The sequence below is a fragment of the Streptomyces sp. NBC_01334 genome, from assembly GCF_035983595.1.
Taxonomy (GTDB): Bacteria; Actinomycetota; Actinomycetes; order Streptomycetales; family Streptomycetaceae; genus Streptomyces; species Streptomyces coriariae.
The window spans coordinates 7,325,415-7,343,034 of sequence record NZ_CP130718.1; the positions used below are offsets into that span (position 1 = coordinate 7,325,415).

12 protein-coding genes are annotated in these 17,620 nt (G+C 69.8%); 7 read left to right on the forward strand and 5 right to left on the reverse strand.

From position 1 onward, the window contains the following. Window positions 1-82: 82 nt before the first annotated feature. The 6 genes from OG736_RS32845 to OG736_RS32870 all read left to right on the forward strand — a co-directional run bounded on the left by OG736_RS32845 (window position 83) and on the right by OG736_RS32870 (window position 8,757). On the forward strand, window positions 83-1,282 hold the full coding sequence (locus tag OG736_RS32845; RefSeq protein WP_327185582.1) for an ROK family transcriptional regulator: 1,200 nt from the start codon (window positions 83-85) through the stop codon (window positions 1,280-1,282). Window positions 1,283-1,416: 134 nt separating this feature from the next. Beyond that, on the forward strand, window positions 1,417-2,508 hold the full coding sequence (locus OG736_RS32850; protein WP_327185583.1) for a sugar ABC transporter substrate-binding protein: 1,092 nt from the start codon (window positions 1,417-1,419) through the stop codon (window positions 2,506-2,508). A 295-nt stretch (window positions 2,509-2,803) separates the two neighbouring features. After that, window positions 2,804-3,595 carry an ATP-binding cassette domain-containing protein gene (locus OG736_RS32855; protein WP_327185584.1) on the forward strand — a complete coding sequence of 264 codons (792 nt, stop codon included), beginning with the start codon at window positions 2,804-2,806 and terminating at the stop codon, window positions 3,593-3,595. Continuing rightward, window positions 3,592-4,947, forward strand: a complete 1,356-nt coding sequence (locus OG736_RS32860; RefSeq protein WP_442817103.1) for a sugar ABC transporter permease — start codon at window positions 3,592-3,594, stop codon at window positions 4,945-4,947. The genes OG736_RS32855 and OG736_RS32860 overlap by 4 nt, the downstream gene beginning before the upstream one ends. A gap of 193 nt (window positions 4,948-5,140) precedes the next feature. Further along, complete coding sequence (gene dxs / locus OG736_RS32865; protein ID WP_327187768.1) at window positions 5,141-7,066, forward strand: 1-deoxy-D-xylulose-5-phosphate synthase; 1,926 nt, start codon at window positions 5,141-5,143, stop codon at window positions 7,064-7,066. Window positions 7,067-7,233: 167 nt separating this feature from the next. After that, window positions 7,234-8,757: an amino acid permease gene (locus tag OG736_RS32870; protein ID WP_327185585.1), complete on the forward strand. Its 1,524-nt coding sequence runs from the start codon at window positions 7,234-7,236 to the stop codon at window positions 8,755-8,757. A 56-nt stretch (window positions 8,758-8,813) separates the two neighbouring features. Here the strand turns inward: OG736_RS32870 and OG736_RS32875 are convergent, their stop codons facing one another. After that, window positions 8,814-9,185 (reverse strand): PIN domain-containing protein, encoded by a 372-nt coding sequence (locus OG736_RS32875; RefSeq protein WP_327185586.1) that lies wholly within the window; start codon window positions 9,183-9,185, stop codon window positions 8,814-8,816. 79 nt (window positions 9,186-9,264) lie between these two features. On the opposite strand from OG736_RS32875, the gene OG736_RS32880 reads away from it, so the two are divergent. Continuing rightward, window positions 9,265-10,281 (forward strand): PLL family lectin, encoded by a 1,017-nt coding sequence (locus OG736_RS32880; protein ID WP_327185587.1) that lies wholly within the window; start codon window positions 9,265-9,267, stop codon window positions 10,279-10,281. A 275-nt stretch (window positions 10,282-10,556) separates the two neighbouring features. Here the strand turns inward: OG736_RS32880 and OG736_RS32885 are convergent, their stop codons facing one another. From OG736_RS32885 to OG736_RS32900, 4 genes are all read right to left on the reverse strand, one after another. After that, window positions 10,557-12,683: a 3-hydroxyacyl-CoA dehydrogenase NAD-binding domain-containing protein gene (locus OG736_RS32885; RefSeq protein WP_327185588.1), complete on the reverse strand. Its 2,127-nt coding sequence runs from the start codon at window positions 12,681-12,683 to the stop codon at window positions 10,557-10,559. Next, window positions 12,680-13,906 (reverse strand): thiolase family protein, encoded by a 1,227-nt coding sequence (locus OG736_RS32890; RefSeq protein ID WP_327185589.1) that lies wholly within the window; start codon window positions 13,904-13,906, stop codon window positions 12,680-12,682. The genes OG736_RS32885 and OG736_RS32890 overlap by 4 nt, the downstream gene beginning before the upstream one ends. 158 nt (window positions 13,907-14,064) lie before the next feature. Further along, on the reverse strand, window positions 14,065-15,102 hold the full coding sequence (locus OG736_RS32895; RefSeq protein ID WP_327185590.1) for a LacI family DNA-binding transcriptional regulator: 1,038 nt from the start codon (window positions 15,100-15,102) through the stop codon (window positions 14,065-14,067). Then, window positions 15,099-17,507: a glycoside hydrolase family 2 protein gene (locus tag OG736_RS32900; RefSeq protein ID WP_327185591.1), complete on the reverse strand. Its 2,409-nt coding sequence runs from the start codon at window positions 17,505-17,507 to the stop codon at window positions 15,099-15,101. Before OG736_RS32900 ends, OG736_RS32895 begins: the two co-directional genes overlap by 4 nt. Window positions 17,508-17,620 lie beyond the last annotated feature (113 nt).

Below are 17,620 nucleotides of genomic sequence, written 5' to 3' on the forward strand. Positions count from 1 at the left end.
GACCCGAACGGCTCAGCTTAGAGTTCACTAGTTGGACATAGACGGGGCCTCATCGAAGCGGTCCCGCGCGCAGGAGGTCGTCGTGGAGACTCCGGGGTCGCAGTCGTCGCTGCACCGAGCCAACCTGGAGCGAGTCGTACGCGCCGTGCGTCTGGCCGGGTCCCTCACACAAGCGGAGATCGCCCGGACCACGGGCCTGTCCGCCGCGACCGTCTCCAACATCGTGCGCGAGCTGAAGGACGGCGGAACCGTCGAGGTCACGCCGACCTCGGCCGGCGGACGCAGGGCGCGCAGCGTCAGTCTGAGCGGCGACGCGGGCATCGTCATCGGGGTGGATTTCGGGCATACCCACCTACGCGTCGCGGTGGGCAATCTGGCCCATCAGGTCCTGGCCGAGGAGTCCGAGCCACTGGATGTGGACGCCTCCTCGACGCAGGGCTTCGACCGGGCGGAACAGCTGGTCACCCGGCTGATCGAGGCCACCGGGGTGGACCGTACGAAGGTCGCGGGAGTCGGTCTCGGCGTGCCGGGGCCCATCGATCTGGAGTCCGGTTCGCTCGGTTCGTCCGCCATCCTGCCCGGATGGATCGGCACCAGACCCGCCGAGGAGATGAAGGACCGGCTCGGCGTACCCGTGCACGTGGACAACGACGCCAACCTGGGCGCCCTCGGCGAGATGGTCTGGGGCAGCGGCCGAGGCGTTCGTGATCTTGCTTACATCAAGGTCGCGAGCGGTGTCGGCGCCGGCCTGGTGATCGAGGGGAAGATCTACCGGGGCCCCGGCGGCACCGCTGGAGAAATCGGACATATTACACTTGACGAGTCCGGCCCCGTCTGCCGCTGCGGAAATCGCGGCTGCCTGGAGACCTTCGCGGCGGCGCGCTACGTGCTCCCGCTCCTCCAGTCCAGCCATGGCACGGATCTGACGATGGAAGGCGTCGTGCGGCTGGCGAGGGACGGTGATCCGGGCTGCCGTCGGGTGATCGCCGACGTCGGCCGACACATCGGCAGTGGAGTCGCCAATCTCTGCAACCTGCTGAACCCGAGCCGGGTGGTCCTGGGCGGTGATCTCGCCGAGGCCGGTGAGCTGGTGCTCGGTCCGATCAGGGAGTCCGTCGGCCGCTATGCGATCCCGAGTGCGGCGCGTCAACTTTCCGTTCTTCCAGGGGCACTTGGGGGTCGTGCGGAGGTGCTTGGAGCGCTCGCTCTCGCACTCAGCGAGATGGGCGATTCAACCCTTTTGGACGGCACGCTGACCGCAGCGACACCTGCCTTCACTTAGAGAACGAATGAGGCCGTTGCCATCTCGTTAAGTATTTACTTCTTGACGTCGAACTTGCGGCCGAGTTGACTTCGAGCCACCTCGGCCGCAGCGTTGCGGCCCTGTCAGGGAGGCACACCCCAATGAACGCAACGATGCGTAGAGTCGTGATCGGCGCCACCGCCGTGTCCATGGCGCTTTCGATTGCCGCGTGTGGCAAGGCGGGCGACGACAAGGACAGCGACTCCGGCAGCAGCAGCTCCTCGGGCAACAAGTCCATCGGCCTGCTGCTCCCCGACAGCGTCACCGCGCGGTACGAGAAGTTCGACAAGCCGTACTTCGACGCCAAGGTCAAGGCGCTCTGCTCGGACTGCAAGCTCGAGTACGCGAACGCCGCGGCCGACTCGGCCAAGCAGGCCCAGCAGGTCAGCAGCATGGTGACCAAGGGTGTCAAGGTCATCGTGATCTCCGCTCAGGACTCCGCCGCGATCAAGTCCTCGATCCAGTCCGCGGTGGACAAGGGCGTCAAGGTCGTCGCGTACGACCGCCTCGCCCAGGGCCCCGTCTCGGCCTACGTCTCCTTCGACAACGTCAAGGTCGGCGAGCTCCAGGGTCAGGCCCTGCTCGACTCCCTCGGCGCCAAGGCGACCCCCAAGGCGAAGGTCGTCATGATCAACGGTGACGACGCCGACCCGAACGCCGGCCAGTTCAAGGAAGGCGCGCACAAGGCCCTCGACGGCAAGGTCGACATCGCCTACGAGCAGTCCGGCCTCTGGAAGGACACGGTCGCCGCGCAGAAGATGTCCGCGGCCATCACCCAGCTGGGCGCCAAGAACATCGCGGGCGTCTACGCCGCCAACGACGGCATGGCCGGTGGCATCGCCAACACCCTCAAGGGTGCGAAGATCAGCGGCATCCCGCTGACCGGTCAGGACGCCGAGCTCGCGGGTATCCAGCGCATCGTCGCCGGCACCCAGTCCTCCACCGTCTACAAGGCCTTCAAGCCCGAGGCCGAGGCGGCCGCCCAGCTCGCGGTCGACCTGCTCGAGGGCAAGGACATCAAGTCCCTGGCCACCGAGACGCTGACCAGCGGCTCCGGTGACAAGGTCCCCTCGCAGCTGCTGACCCCGGTGTCGGTCACCAAGGCCAACATCAAGGACACGGTGATCAAGGACGGTCTGTACACCGTCGCGGACATCTGCACCGCCGAGTACGCCGCCGCCTGCAAGACCGCCGGTCTCCAGTAGCCCAGCCGGTCAACCGTAGGCACCCGGTCCCGAGGGCCCCTCTCGAGTCGCTTCTCGAGGCGGCCCTCGGGCCCCACCGACCGCTCAGCGGTCCCGTGAGACCTGTTCGACGCCCGCCCCACCTCACACCCCGCTGCCGGGGCGGGCGTCGAACGGAACCGTTGCCAAGCGCAGCGGATTCACGCATGTTCATCTTGTAAACCTCGTGCGTCGGCATCGCGTACCCCGGTGCCGCGCACATCCCTCCGCGCCTGTCTTTGAGCGCGGCATCCCCGCCGGTCAGGCGGCGAAGGAGATGGTTCACGTGTCCGCTACGCCCGTGCTGGCGTTGCGCGGAATCTCCAAGCGATTCGGTGCTGTGCAGGCACTCACCGACGTCGAGCTGGAGGTCCACGCCGGAGAAGTGGTCGCCCTGGTGGGCGACAACGGCGCAGGAAAGTCCACCCTGGTCAAGACGATCGCGGGTGTCCACCCCATCGATGAGGGCGTCATCGAGTGGGAGGGAAACCCGGTCAGCATCAACCGGCCGCACGACGCCCAGGGACTCGGCGTCGCGACCGTCTACCAGGACCTCGCCCTGTGCGACAACCTCGACGTGGTCGGCAATCTCTACCTCGGACGCGAGCTGCTGCACCGCGGCGTCATCGACGAGGTGACGATGGAGAAGAACGCGCGGGAGCTGCTGTCCACGCTCTCCATCCGCATCCCGAGCGTCCGCATCCCGATCGCCAGCCTCTCCGGCGGTCAGCGCCAGGTCGTCGCCATCGCGCGCGCCCTGATCGGTGACCCGAAGGTCGTCATCCTGGACGAGCCCACCGCCGCCCTCGGTGTCGAGCAGACCGCGCAGGTCCTCGACCTGGTCGAGCGGCTGCGCGAGCGCAACCTCGGCGTCATCCTCATCAGCCACAACATGGCCGACGTCAAGGCGGTCGCGGACACCGTCGCCGTCCTGCGTCTGGGCAAGAACAACGGCTCCTTCCCCGTGAAGGACACCAGCCATGAAGAGATCATCGCCGCGATCACCGGGGCCACGGACAACGCCGTGACCCGTCGTGCGGGGCGTCGCACCGCGGAGGCGGCAAAGTGAGCGACACGTCCAAGACCGTGAAGAGCGACTCCTCGGAGCCCGGGAAGGTCGAGAAGACCGGGGGCGTCATCGAGGACCAGACCACCGTCGCCCCCGCCGACGACCCGACCGCCGCGCCGGTATCCGTCGTCGACCCGCGCCTGCTGGTGCGGGAAGAGGGCTTCAAGGGCTACATCACCGAGTTCAAGCGCAAGGTCAAGGGTGGCGAACTCGGCCAGATCCCGGTCGTCATCGGCCTGATCGTCATCTGGACGATCTTCCAGGTGAAGAACGACCTGTTCCTGAGCGCCGACAACCTCTCGAACATCAGCTACTTCATGTCGGCCACCGGCATGCTGGCCATCGGCCTGGTGTTCGTCCTGCTGCTGGGCGAGATCGACCTGTCGGTCGGTTCCGTCAGCGGTCTGGCGTCCACGCTGTTCGCCGTGTTCGTGGTGGACCACACCATGAACCCGTGGCTGTCGCTGATCCTGACGGTCCTCACCGGTGCGGTCATCGGCGCACTGCAGGGCTGGTTCTTCGCGAAGATCGGCGTACCGGCCTTCGTGGTCACCCTGGCCGGCTTCCTCGGCTGGAACGGTCTGATGCTGTGGCTGCTGGGCTCCAGCGGCACGATCAACATCCCGTCGGACTCCGGTCCGGTGCACCTGCTCGGCCAGAACTCCTTCTTCATGGACCAGGCCATCATCGGCGCCTACCTGCTGGCCGGTCTCGCGGTCGTGCTGACCGCCGTCGGCAACTTCGGTGAGCAGCGTCGCCGCCGGGCCGCCGGTGTGCCGTTCCGGCCGACCACGGAGATCCTGCTGCGCGTCGGTGCGCTGGCCGTCGCGTCGTTCCTGGCGGCGAGCGTGCTGAACAATGCCTCCGGTGTCTCCAACGCGCTGGTGATCTTCCTGGCGGCGCTGGTGATCGTCGACTTCGTGCTCCGTCGCACCACGTACGGCCGTAAGGTCTTCGCGGTCGGTGGCGGCATCGAGGCGGCCCGTCGTGCCGGTATCAACGTGCCGATGGTCCGTATCACCGTGTTCGCCATCTCCGGTGGCTTCGCGGCGGTCGGCGGCATGTTCTTCGCGGGCCAGACGGCGTCCGCGACGCTGAACGCCGGTGGCGGCAACACCCTGATGCTCGCCATCGCGGCGGCCGTCATCGGTGGTACGAGCCTCTTCGGCGGCCGCGGCACGGTGTGGTCCGCGCTCCTGGGCATGCTGGTCATCCAGTCCATCCAGACCGGCCTCGACCTGCTGAACATGAACACCTCGATCCAGTACATGATCACCGGTGGTGTTCTGCTGGGCGCGGTCGTCATCGACTCCATCTCCCGCAAGAGCCAGAAGGCCGCCGGTCGCGGCTGACGCTCCAGGTGACCCACTGTGCCCGGCATCCGTATCGATGCCGGGCACAGTCGTGTCATAGGAAAGGCTCATTCTGGGTACGGCCGTTCGCGTGACCTATGACGCATGGGCCGGAGTCGATCCGCCCGGGCGGAACATTAGACTCGACAAGCCCGGCAACAGCTCGATCAGCTTTTACTGCAAGGAGGCACGGGTGCCGCTGCTGACCCGCATCAGGGGACCGCGTGATCTGGACCGGCTCAGCCTGGAGGAGCTGGACCAGCTGGCAGAGGAGATCCGGACCTTCCTCGTCGACGCCGTCTCCAAGACCGGTGGCCACCTCGGCCCCAACCTCGGCGTGGTCGAGCTCACCATCGCCCTGCACCGGGTCTTCGAGTCCCCGAAGGACAAGGTGCTCTGGGACACGGGCCACCAGTCCTATGTGCACAAGCTGCTCACGGGCCGGCAGGACTTCTCCCGGCTGAAGATGAAGGGCGGCCTGTCCGGCTACCCCTCGCAGGCCGAGTCCGAGCACGACGTCATCGAGAACAGCCACGCCTCCACGGTGCTCGGCTGGGCCGACGGCCTCGCGAAGGCCAACCAGATCCTCGACCGCGGCGACCACGTGGTCGCCGTCATCGGTGACGGCGCGCTCACCGGCGGCATGGCCTGGGAGGCGCTGAACAACATCGCCGACGGGGACCGCCCGCTGGTCATCGTCGTCAACGACAACGAGCGCTCGTACGCGCCGACCATCGGCGGCCTGGCCAACCACCTCGCCACCCTGCGCACGACGGACGGCTACGAGCGCTTCCTCGCCCGTACCAAGGAGGTGCTGGAGCGCACCCCCGTCGTCGGCAGACCCCTCTACGAGACGCTGCACGGCGCCAAGAAGGGCCTGAAGGACTTCATCGCCCCCCAGGGCATGTTCGAGGACCTCGGCCTGAAGTACGTCGGCCCGATCGACGGCCACGACATCGAGGCCCTGGAGTCCGCGCTGGCCCGCGCCAAGCGGTTCGGCGGCCCGGTCATCGTGCACTGCCTCACCGAGAAGGGCCGCGGCTACCAGCCCGCCCTCCAGGACGAGGCCGACCGCTTCCACGGCATCGGCCCCATCCACCCCGACACCGGTCTGCCGATCAAGGCCTCGGGGGCGGACTGGACCTCGGTCTTCGGCGACGAGATGGTCGAGCTCGGCAAGGAGCGCGAGGACATCGTCGCGATCACGGCGGCGATGCTTCAGCCGGTCGGACTGAAGAAGTTCGCGGACACCTTCCCCCACCGCATCTACGACGTCGGCATCGCCGAGCAGCACGCCGCCGTCTCCGCCGCGGGCCTGGCGGCGGGCGGGGTGCATCCGGTGTTCGCGGTGTACGCCACATTCCTCAATCGTGCCTTCGACCAAGTCCTGATGGACGTCGCCCTCCACAAGTGCGGTGTGACTTTCGTACTGGACCGGGCCGGGGTCACCGGCACCGACGGCGCCTCCCACAACGGCATGTGGGACATGTCGATCCTCCAGGTCGTCCCGGGGCTGCGACTCGCGGCCCCGCGCGACGCCGACCAGGTCCGCGCCCAGCTGCGCGAGGCCGTCGAGGTCGAGGACGCGCCGACCGTCGTCCGCTTCTCCAAGGGCGCCGTGGGCCCCGCCGTACCCGCTGTGGGACGCGTCGGCGGCATGGACGTGCTGCGCGAGAGCGGCACCGACACCCCGGACGTGCTGCTGGTCTCCGTCGGCGCCCTCGCGCCGATGTGCCTGGAGATCGCGACCCTCCTCGACCGGCAGGGCATCACCACCACCGTCGTCGACCCCCGCTGGGTCAAGCCCGTCGACGAGGCCATGGCCCCGCTCGCCGAGCGGCACCGCGTGGTCGTGACCGTCGAGGACAACTCCCGCGTCGGAGGCGTCGGCTCGGCGATCGCGCAGGCCCTGCGCGACGCGGGCGTCGACGTCCCGCTGCGCGACTTCGGCATCCCGCCCCGCTTCCTCGACCACGCCTCCCGTGCCGAGGTCATGGCCGAGATCGGGCTCACCGCCCCCGACATCGCCCGTCAGGTCACCGGCCTGGTCTCCAGGCTCGACGGAAAGTACGGCAGCACGGCCGCCGAGGTCGACTCCGTGGAGTCCGCGCGCGACTGACGCCGGACCGATGCCGTCCGCGGCACGCCGACACACCCGGATGGGCCGGTTTCACCACTGTGAAGAGTGGTGAAACCGGCCCATTCGCGTTAACCCGCCCGCGTCGGGGCATACGGTCTACGCCCCCTCTCGATCATGTCGAGGACGACACAGCGTGGGAGGTCCCCGTGAGCAGCACCCTCTTCCGGACGAAGAAGGTCGAGCAGTCCATCCTCGATACCGAGGAACCCGAGCACGCGCTCAAGAAATCCTTGTCCGCGCTGGATCTCACCGTCTTCGGCGTCGGCGTCATCATCGGCACCGGCATCTTCGTCCTGACCGGCACGGTGGCCAAGAACAACGCCGGTCCCGCCGTCGCCCTGGCCTTCGTCGCGGCCGGGGTGGCCTGCGCGCTCGCCGCGCTCTGCTACGCCGAGTTCGCCTCGACCGTTCCGGTGGCCGGCTCGGCGTACACCTTCTCGTACGCGTCCCTCGGGGAGCTGCCTGCCTGGATCATCGGCTGGGACCTGGTCCTGGAGTTCGCGCTCGGCACGGCGGTGGTGGCCGTCGGCTGGTCCGGGTACATCGCCTCGCTGCTCGACAACGCGGGCTGGCACCTGCCGGCGGCGCTCAGCGGCAGAGAGGGCGTCGACGGCTTCGGTTTCGACATCCTCGCCGCCGCCCTCGTCCTGGTGCTGACCGCCATTCTCGTGGTCGGCACGAAGCTCTCCGCGCGGGTCACCTCCGTCGTGGTCGCCATCAAGGTGACCGTCGTCCTGACCGTGATCATCGCGGGCGCCTTCTTCATCAGCGGCGACAACTACGACCCCTTCATCCCCAAGGCACAGACCGTGGACGCGGGCGGTGGCCTCGATGCCCCGCTCATCCAGCTGATGTTCGGCTGGGCGCCGTCCAACTTCGGCGTGATGGGCATCTTCACCGCCGCCTCCGTCGTCTTCTTCGCGTTCATCGGCTTCGACGTCGTCGCCACGGCCGCCGAGGAGACCAAGAACCCGCAGCGTGACATGCCCCGCGGCATCATCGGCTCCCTCATCATCTGCACCGTCCTGTACGTGGCCGTGTCGATCGTCGTCACCGGGATGCAGCACTACACCAAGCTGTCGGTGAGCGCCCCGCTCGCCGACGCCTTCAAGGCCACCGGGCACCCCTGGTTCGCGGGCTTCATCAGCTTCGGCGCCGCCGTCGGCCTGACGACCGTCTGCATGATCCTGCTCCTCGGCCAGACCCGGGTCTTCTTCGCGATGAGCCGCGACGGCCTGTTGCCGCGCTTCTTCTCCCACGTCCACCCGCGGTTCAAGACCCCGCACCGGCCGACCATCCTGCTCGGCGTCCTCATCGCGATCCTGGCCGGCTTCACCAGCCTCAGCGAACTCGCCGAGCTGGTGAACATCGGCACCCTCTTCGCCTTCGTGGTCGTCGCCATCGGCGTGATCATCCTGCGCAGGAACCGCCCCGACCTGCCCCGGTCCTTCCGGACCCCGTGGGTGCCGTTCCTCCCGATCTTGTCGGTGTGCGCCTCACTGTGGCTGATGCTCAACCTGCCCGCCGAGACCTGGCTGCGGTTCGGCATCTGGATGGTCGTCGGGTTCGTCGTGTACTTCCTCTACGGCCGCTCGCACAGTCTCCTGGGACGGCGCCAGACGGCATCCGCCGACGAGGCCCACCAGCCGGGCCGCGGCGACACGGCGTAGGGGCGCAACGGCCCGGCAGCCGGCCCCGCGCGGGGCCGGCTCCGGTGCCGTCCGCCTCAGTCCCGTACCGAGCGCGGGCCGGTCACGTCCGCGCCCAGCTCCGTCACCCGGCGGCGCAGCTCGCGGTCTGCCGTGACGACCAGGCGGGAGCGTCCCACCGCCCCGGCCACCAGCTCGACGATACGGTCGTCCCCGCTGCCGGGCGCCGCCTCCACCCGTACGCCGGGCACCGGCTCCACCCCGCGGGCCGCGCCCTCCACGACGAGGACGATCTCCTGGGCCCCCTGGTGCCCCGGCAGCCCGTCGGCGGCCAGCCGGTCGCGCAGCCGCTCCGCAGCCCCGCGCCGGTCCCGCCACCACCCGTCGGGCACCGACCCGACGACGTTCGCGGCGTCGACGATCACGAGCAGCGCGGCGTTGTCGTCCATGGGCCCAGAGTCGCACGGACGGCTCCGTGGGTGTGACCCTCGCGCAGGCGCCGTGAAGGGTCCGACATAAAGTGATCGGGTGAACGGCGACTGGCTCATACGCGGCCGCGACGGGCGGCTCGGTGTCTATCTGACGTCGGACGACGCCGTCCTGTGCCGGGCGGAACGTAGTCCGGGCGGGCCCTGGGAGGCCCCACGCAGGGTGGGCGGCGACCAGAAGGTGTATCCGGCTCCGGCCGTCGGCCAGGGCGCCGACGGTTACGCCCACCTGGCGTCCTGGCGGCCCACGGTGAAGGGGGAGGCGGGGCTGGTGCACTCCGCGCACTTCCGGCCGCACCTCGCCGCCCTGGACTGGACGCCCATCGGTCATCCCAACAAGAAGGGCGACCGCACCGGCACGCCCGCCGTCGCGGTGGACGCCCAGGGACGCGCGCACGTCTTCGCCCGCAACATCGGCACGGGACTGTGCATGGTCGCCCAGAAGGAGAAGGGCGGCTGGGACCCGTGGCGCGACCTGAAGGGGCAGGGCGTCGAGGGGCCGCCGATCGCGGTGACGGGGGAGTCCGGCTGCGTCCAGGCCTACGCGGCCGTCTCCGGTGGGATCCTGCACTGGCGCCAGGAGGCGCCGGGCACCCAGCCGGTGCTCCAGGAGCCCCTCAAGACACCGGTCAGGCCCCGTACCCTCCGGGCACTGGCCACCTCCCCGGAGCACACGACCCTCTTCTACACCGACGACTCCGGTGACGTGTGCGCGTGGCGTCCCGGCACCGATCCCGTCCCCGTGCTCGCCGCCGCCGGACCCGGTCCGGTCGCCGCGATCCGCACCGAGCTCGACGGTCACGACTGCACGTTGCTCGCCCAGCGCTCCGCGAGCGGCCGGGTCGCCTTCGCGGCGTATCCGACCGAACGGGAGTCGGCCGGCGCCTGGTGGGCCGAGTCGGGCCCCCAACTGCCCGCCGACGCCGTGGTGGCGCTCGCCAAGGACCACGAGGACCGGGTGGTAGCGGCGGCCCTGTCCCCGTCGACCGGCCTGCTCCAGCTCACCCGCCGCAAGGACGAGCCCGGCCTGGCCCTGATGGCCTGGCGGACGGTCTGACCCCCAGAAGAGCCGAACAGCCGAACAGCCGAACTGCCTAGCTGCCGAACGGTCGAACGGCGGGTAACGCGCTCGCCGTGGTCGGCGGTATGCCCACCCGTATCGCCGTGCCGCGGGCCGGGCACAGGCTGAGGGCGACCCCGGAAGGCGGCGAGCCGCGCCGAAACGGAAGGCGCGGCTCGGGGCCGGACAGAGCGACGGAAACGCAGGAAAGAGGGCCTCCGCCAGTGGCGGAGGCCCTCTTCACGTCCGTAGGTGCAGGACGGCTACAGCGGTTACGCCGGAACCGAGGCCACGCCCGGCGCCAGGAACTTCTTGCCGTTCACGCGCTCGGAGACACCCTCGCGGTCCAGGTACGGCGTGATGCCGCCCAGGTGGAAGGGCCAGCCGGCGCCCGTGATCAGGCAGAGGTCGATGTCCTGCGCCTCGGCGACGACACCCTCGTCGAGCATGAGCCCGATCTCCTGCGCCACCGCGTCCAGGACGCGCGCCCGCACCTGCTCCGCGGTCAGGACCGTGTCGCCCTGCTTCAGCAGCGCGGAGACCTCGGGGTCGAGCTCGGGCTTGCCGCTGTCGTAGACGTAGAAACCGCGCTTGCCCGCCTTGACGACGGCCGCGAGATTCGCGGAGACCGTGAAACGGTCCGGGAACGCCCGGTTGAGCGTTTCCGAGACGTGCAGACCGATCGCCGGACCGACCAGCTCGAGGAGCACCAGCGGGGACATCGGCAGGCCGAGCGGTTCCACCGCCTTTTCCGCCACCTCGACCGGGGTGCCCTCGTCGATGACGTTCTGCACCTCGCCCATGAAACGGGTGAGAATGCGGTTCACGACGAACGCCGGGGCGTCCTTCACCAGAACGGCCGTCTTCTTCAGCTTCTTGGCGACGGCGAACGCGGTGGCCAGCGAGGCGTCGTCGGTCTGCTCGCCCCGGACGATCTCGAGGAGCGGCAGGATCGCGACCGGGTTGAAGAAGTGGAAGCCCACGACCCGCTCGGGGTTCTTCAGCTTCGACGCCATCTCGGAGACCGACAGCGAGGAGGTGTTGGTGGCGAGGATCGCGTGCGCCGGGGCGACCGCCTCGACCTCCGCGAACACCTGCTGCTTGACGCCGATCTCCTCGAACACGGCCTCGATGATGAAGTCCGCGTCGGCGAAGCCCTCGGCCTTGTCCAGGACACCGGTCACCAGGGCCTTCAGGCGGTTGGCCTTGTCCTGGTTGATGCGGCCCTTGCCGAGCAGCTTCTCGATCTCGGCGTGGACGTAGCCCACACCCTTGTCGACGCGCTCCTGGTCGATGTCGGTCAGCACGACCGGCACCTCGAGACGGCGCAGGAACAGCAGCGCGAGCTGCGAGGCCATCAGGCCCGCGCCCACGACGCCGACCTTGGTGACCGGACGCGCCAGGGACTTGTCCGGGGCGCCGGCCGGGCGCTTGCCACGCTTCTGCACCAGGTTGAACGCGTAGATGCCGGCGCGCAGTTCGCCACCCATGATCAGGTCGGCGAGCGCGACGTCCTCGGCGTCGTAGCCCTGCTGAAGGTCGCCGTTCTTGGCGGCGGCGATGATGTCGAGGGCGCGGTAGGCGGCCGGGGCCGCGCCGTGCACCTTGCTGTCCGCGACGAACCGGCCGCGCGCGACGGCCTGGTCCCAGGCCTCACCGCGGTCGATCACCGGGCGGTCGACGACGATCTCGCCCTTGAGGACGGACGCCGTCCAGAGCAGCGACTGCTCCAGGAAGTCCGCACCCTCGAACAAGGCGTCGGCGATGCCCAGCTCGTAGACCTGCACGCCCTTGAGCTGCTTGTTCTGGTTGAGCGAGTTCTCGATGATCACCGAGACGGCCTTGTCGGCGCCGATCAGGTTCGGCAGCAGCGTGCAGCCGCCCCAGCCGGGGACCAGACCGAGGAAGACCTCGGGCAGCGAGAAGGCCGGCAGCGCCGCGGACACCGTGCGGTACTTGCAGTGCAGACCGACCTCGACGCCGCCGCCCATCGCCGCGCCGTTGTAGTACGCGAAGGTCGGGACCGCGAGGCCGGACAGGCGCTTGAAGACCTCGTGGCCGCCCTTGCCGATGGCGAGCGCGTCCTTGTGCTCCTTGAGGAGCTCGACGCCCTTGAGGTCCGCGCCGACGGCGAAGATGAACGGCTTGCCGGTGACGCCGACACCGACGATCTCGCCGGCCGCCGCCTCCTTCTCGACCTGGTCGATCGCGGAGTCGAGGTTCGCGAGGGACTGCGGGCCGAAGGTGGTCGGCTTGGTGTGGTCGAAACCGTTGTCCAGCGTGATCAGGGCGAAGCGCCCGGCGCCGAACGGCAGGTCCAGGTGACGGACGTGCGCCTGGGTGACGACCTCGTCCGGGAACAGCTCGGCCGCGCCCTTCAGGAGTTCGGTGGTGCTCACTTGTCGCCTCCGGCGGACTCGAAGTGCGGGTTCTCCCAGATGACGGTGGCGCCCATGCCGAAGCCGACACACATGGTGGTCAGGCCGTAGCGGACGTCCGGCTGCTCCTCGAACTGGCGGGCCAGCTGCGTCATCAGACGGACGCCGGAGGAGGCCAGCGGGTGACCGAAGGCGATCGCGCCGCCGTACTGGTTGACGCGCTCGTCGTCGTCCGCGATGCCGTAGTGGTCGAGGAAGGCCAGCACCTGGACGGCGAAGGCCTCGTTGATCTCGAAGAGACCGATGTCGGAGATGGACAGGCCGGCCTGCGCCAGAGCCTTCTCCGTTGCCGGGATCGGGCCGTAGCCCATGACCTCCGGCTCGACACCCGCGAAGGAGTACGAGACGAGGCGCATCTTGACCGGCAGGTCGTTCTCGCGGGCGAAGTCCTCGGACGCGATGAGGGAAGCGGTTGCGCCGTCGTTCAGACCGGCCGCGTTACCGGCCGTGACCCGGCCGTGGACACGGAACGGGGTCTTGAGGCCGGAAAGGTTTTCCAGCGTCGTTCCCGGGCGCATCGGCTCGTCGGCGGTGACCAGGCCCCAGCCCGTCTCACCGGCGTCCGGGTTCGTGCGGCGGACCGAGACCGGCACCAGGTCGGCCTGGATCTTGCCGTTCGCGTAGGCCTTGGCGGCCTTCTCCTGCGAGCGCACGGCGTACTCGTCGGCGCGCTGCTTGGTGATCTGCGGGTAGCGGTCGTGCAGGTTCTCGGCGGTCATGCCCATGAACAGGGCGGACTCGTCGACCAGCTTCTCGCTGACGAACCGCGGGTTGGGGTCCACGCCCTCGCCCATCGGGTGGCGGCCCATGTGCTCGACGCCGCCGGCGATGGCGATGTCGTAGGCACCGAAGGCGACGGAGCCGGCGACCGCGGTGACGGCCGTCAGAGCGCCCGCGCACATGCGGTCGATGGAGTAGCCGGGTACGGAGGTCGGCAGACCGGCCAGGATGCCGGCGGTACGGCCGAGGGTGAGGCCCTGGTCGCCGATCTGCGTGGTCGCGGCGATGGCGACCTCGTCGATCTTCTTCGGGTCGAGACCGGGGTTGCGGCGCAGCAGCTCCCGGATCGCCTTCACGACGAGGTCGTCGGCCCGGGTCTCGTGGTAGATGCCCTTCGGGCCCGCCTTGCCGAACGGGGTACGGACGCCGTCGACGAAGACGACGTCCCTGACGGTACGAGGCACGATGGCTCTCCTCCAGGTGCGGGATGGCACTGCTGCGACACGCAAGCGCTGAGCGCGCGCTCAGGACCCATGCTACTTGTGGGTAACGTAGCTGCCCAGTCCCGGAGGGCCAAGCGGCGAACGTCACACCCGGGACGGGGCCGAAGTCACCCTCGCGCTCAGCCCCGCGGCGGCGCCGTCGAGCCCCGCGGTGTGAGCACCGGCGTCGGCACCGGATGCGATCCGGGCCCCGACCCGGTGATCACCCCGAACAGCGTCCGCGCCGCCTCCGCGCCGAAACCGTGCACGTCATGGCTCATCGCGGAGAGCGTCGGATGGGTGAGCCGGCACAGCTGGGAGTCGTCCCAGGCGAGGAGCGATACATCGCCCGGCACACCGAGCCCCATCTCGGCCGCCACGGCCAGCCCGGCCACCGCCATGATGTCGTTGTCGTAAACGATTGCCGTCGGCCGGTCCGCCGGAGCGGCGGTCAGCATCGACCGGGTCGCCCGTGCCCCCGCCTCCCCGGAGTAGTCCGTGGCGACCTGCCACGCCCCGGCCAGCCCCAGCGTCCGCGCCGCCGCGTCGAAGGCCGCGGTCCGCATCACCGTGTGCCCGAGCGCCGCCGCGCCTCCCACCCGTGCGATCCGCCGGTGCCCGAGCGCCGCGAGATAGCGCACCGCCTCCGTCACCGCCGTCGCGTCATCGGTCCACACGGACGTCAGGCTCCCGGTCAGCGTGGGGTGCCCCACCGCGACCACGGGCATTCCGAGCCGCTCGGCCGCCGCCACCCGGGGATCGTCGGCCCGGAAGTCGACCAGGATCGAGCCGCCGATCTGCCGCCCCCGCCACCAGGACTCCAGGAGCCCCGTCTCCTCCTCGACGGTGCGCACCAGCCTCAGCAGCAGCGAACAGGAGTGCTCGGTCAGCACGCTCTCCACCCCGGAGACGAACTCCATGTAGAACGGCTCCAGGCCCAGCATCCGGGCCGGCCGGCAGATCGCGAGCCCCACCACGTCCACGCGCGAACTCGACAGCGAACGGGCCGTGAGGTTCGGTTCCCAGCCCAACTCCCTTGCCGCCGCGAAGATCCGGTCCCTGGTCGCCTCCGACAGCCCCGGCTTGCGGTTGAAGGCGAGCGACACGGCACCCTTGGACACGCCGGCGCGCGCCGCCACGTCCTTTATGGTGACGCGGGACGACGGGGAGGCTGTCATCGAGCGGGCTCCTGGCAGTACAGCGCGGCCCGGGCGGCGGCGGCATCCGGAGTCTCCCAGCCCTCGACCCCGATGGTCACCCGTTCACCGGGCAGCAGGGTCACGAGCCCCCGATCTGCCCGAGCCCCCGGTCCCAGCCGGTCGGCCTGGAGCAGCAGATCCCGTACGAGGGTGTGGGCCGTGACCGTGACGCTCCCCGGGGCCACGGTCACCTCGAACTGCGGTCGCGGGTACGGGATGTCACGGTCGGGCACCGGGAAGTGCGCGGCCCGCAGCCCTCCCTCGCTCGCGGCCTCGCCCGACCCCGGGGACCCCCACGCGTCGGCCACCAGGAACTCCTTCGCCCCGGCAGGCTCCAGCTCCACCGGCACCCGTACTTCGTCCACCACCCGGGCGCCCACCGCCAGTTCCACGCTCGCCGTGCCGAGCACCTCCCCCTCCACGGACATCCGCCGCAACGACACCGTGCCCGCCCACGGCTCACCCGACTGGTTCACGGCGGCCAACACCAGCCCCCTGCCGCGCGATTGGAAGGTGAGCAGCCGGTCCGCGTAGAGCCGCCGCAACTCGTGGTACAGCGGCTTCTCCCGGCCGTCCCCGTCGATCGCCGCCCAGGACGTCACCGGCCAGCAGTCGTTGAGCTGCCAGACGATCGTGCCAGCGCACACCGGCCAGTGCGACCGCCAGTGCTCGATCCCGGTCGCCACGGCGCGCGCCTGGTTGACCTGCGTGAGGTAGTGCCAGCGGTCGAAATCGTCTTCCGGTACGGCGAAGTGGCGAGCGAGGCCGCGCTCCAGCTTGCGATTTCCGTCCTCGGCCTTCTGGTGGTGCAGCATGCCGGGGGAGTCCGCCGCGAGCTCCTCGCCGGGGAGCGCCCGCAGCAGCGTCGCGTGGGCGGGCGGCGCCTGCCAGCCGAACTCCGCCACGAACCGGGGCACTTCCCTCCGGTACTCGGCGTAGTCCTGCCGGTTCCACACGTCCCACGAGTGGTGCGTCCCGTGCGCCGGGTGATTGGGATGGTGCTCCCACGAACCCGACCACGGGCTGCCCGCCGTGTACGGCCGCGTCGGGTCCGACTCGGCCACGACACGCGGAAGCACACCCAGGTAGTACCCCTCGCCCCAGGAGTCCCCGCCGAGCCGCTCCTCCCATCCCCAGTCCCTGAACCCCCACAGGTTCTCGTTGTTGCCGTTCCACAACACGAGCGACGGATGCGGCATCAGCCGGACGACGTTCTCGCGGGCCTCCGCCTCCACCTCGCCCCGCAACGGCTGCTCCTCGGGGTAGGCCGCGCACGCGAACGGGAAGTCCTGCCACACCAGAAGCCCCAGTTCGTCGCAGGCGTCGTAGAAGTCCTCGCTCTCGTAGATACCGCCGCCCCAGACCCGGACCAGGTCGACCCCGGCGTCGGCCGCCTGTCGCAACCGCTTCCGGTAACGCTCCCGGGTCACCCGGGACGGAAACACGTCGTCCGGGATCCAGTTCACGCCCCTGGCGAAGAGCCGCTCCCCGTTCACCACGAGGGTGAAACCGGTTCCGTGAGCGTCCGCGGAGGTGTCCAGCACGACGCTGCGGAACCCGACGCGCCGCCGCCAGGCATCGAGCGGCGCGCTCCCGTGATGCAGGGTCAACTCGACCTCGTACAACGGTTGCCCGCCGTATCCACGCGGCCACCACAGTTCCGCGTCCGGCACCTCGACGCGCACGACACCACTGCTGCCCGTCACCTCGGCGCGCGCCGACCGTCCCGCCACCCGGGCCTCCAGCGTGAGCCCGGCCTCCACCCGGGTCCGCTCCACCTCCACCCGCAGCTCGACGACCCCGACGCCCTCTTCGACGGTCACCAGCGGGCGCACCCGGGCGAGCCGCGCCGTCGACCAGCGCTCCACCCGCACCGGCCGCCAGATCCCGGCCGTCACCAGGGTGGGCCCCCAGTCCCAGCCGAACGAGCACGCCATCTTGCGGAGGTACTGGTACGGCTCGGTGTAGGGGGACGGACGGTCACCGACCTTGCCGCGCACGGCCTCCGCCTCGGCGTAGGCCGAGGCGAACCGGACCGCCAGCGGCCCCTCGAGCCCCGTCACGTCGAAACGGTACGAGCGGTGCATGTTCCGCACCCGGCCGAGAGGCTGACCGTTCAGGGTGATCTCCGCGACCGTGTCGAGTCCGTCGAAGACCAGGTCGGTCTGCTCGTGCCCGGACGGCCCGGCCGGCAGCTCCCGCTCGTACGTCCACTCGCGCCGCCCCACCCACGCGACCTCCTTCTCGCCCAGGCCGACGAACGGGTCCGGGATCACCCCGGCGGCGAGCAGATCGGTGTGCACACAGCCCGGCACCACGGCCGGGAACGGCTTTCCCTCGTGCCGCAGGTGCCATCCGTCGTCGAGCGGTGAGGCCTCCAGCATGCGCACTCCCTAAACCGGTCAAGCCCACAACTGAGCGCCACTTCTTCATCGTTGGCGGGAATCGGACTTTACCGGTTGAGGAAAGCGCTGCCAGAGTGCCGAATCAGCCAACC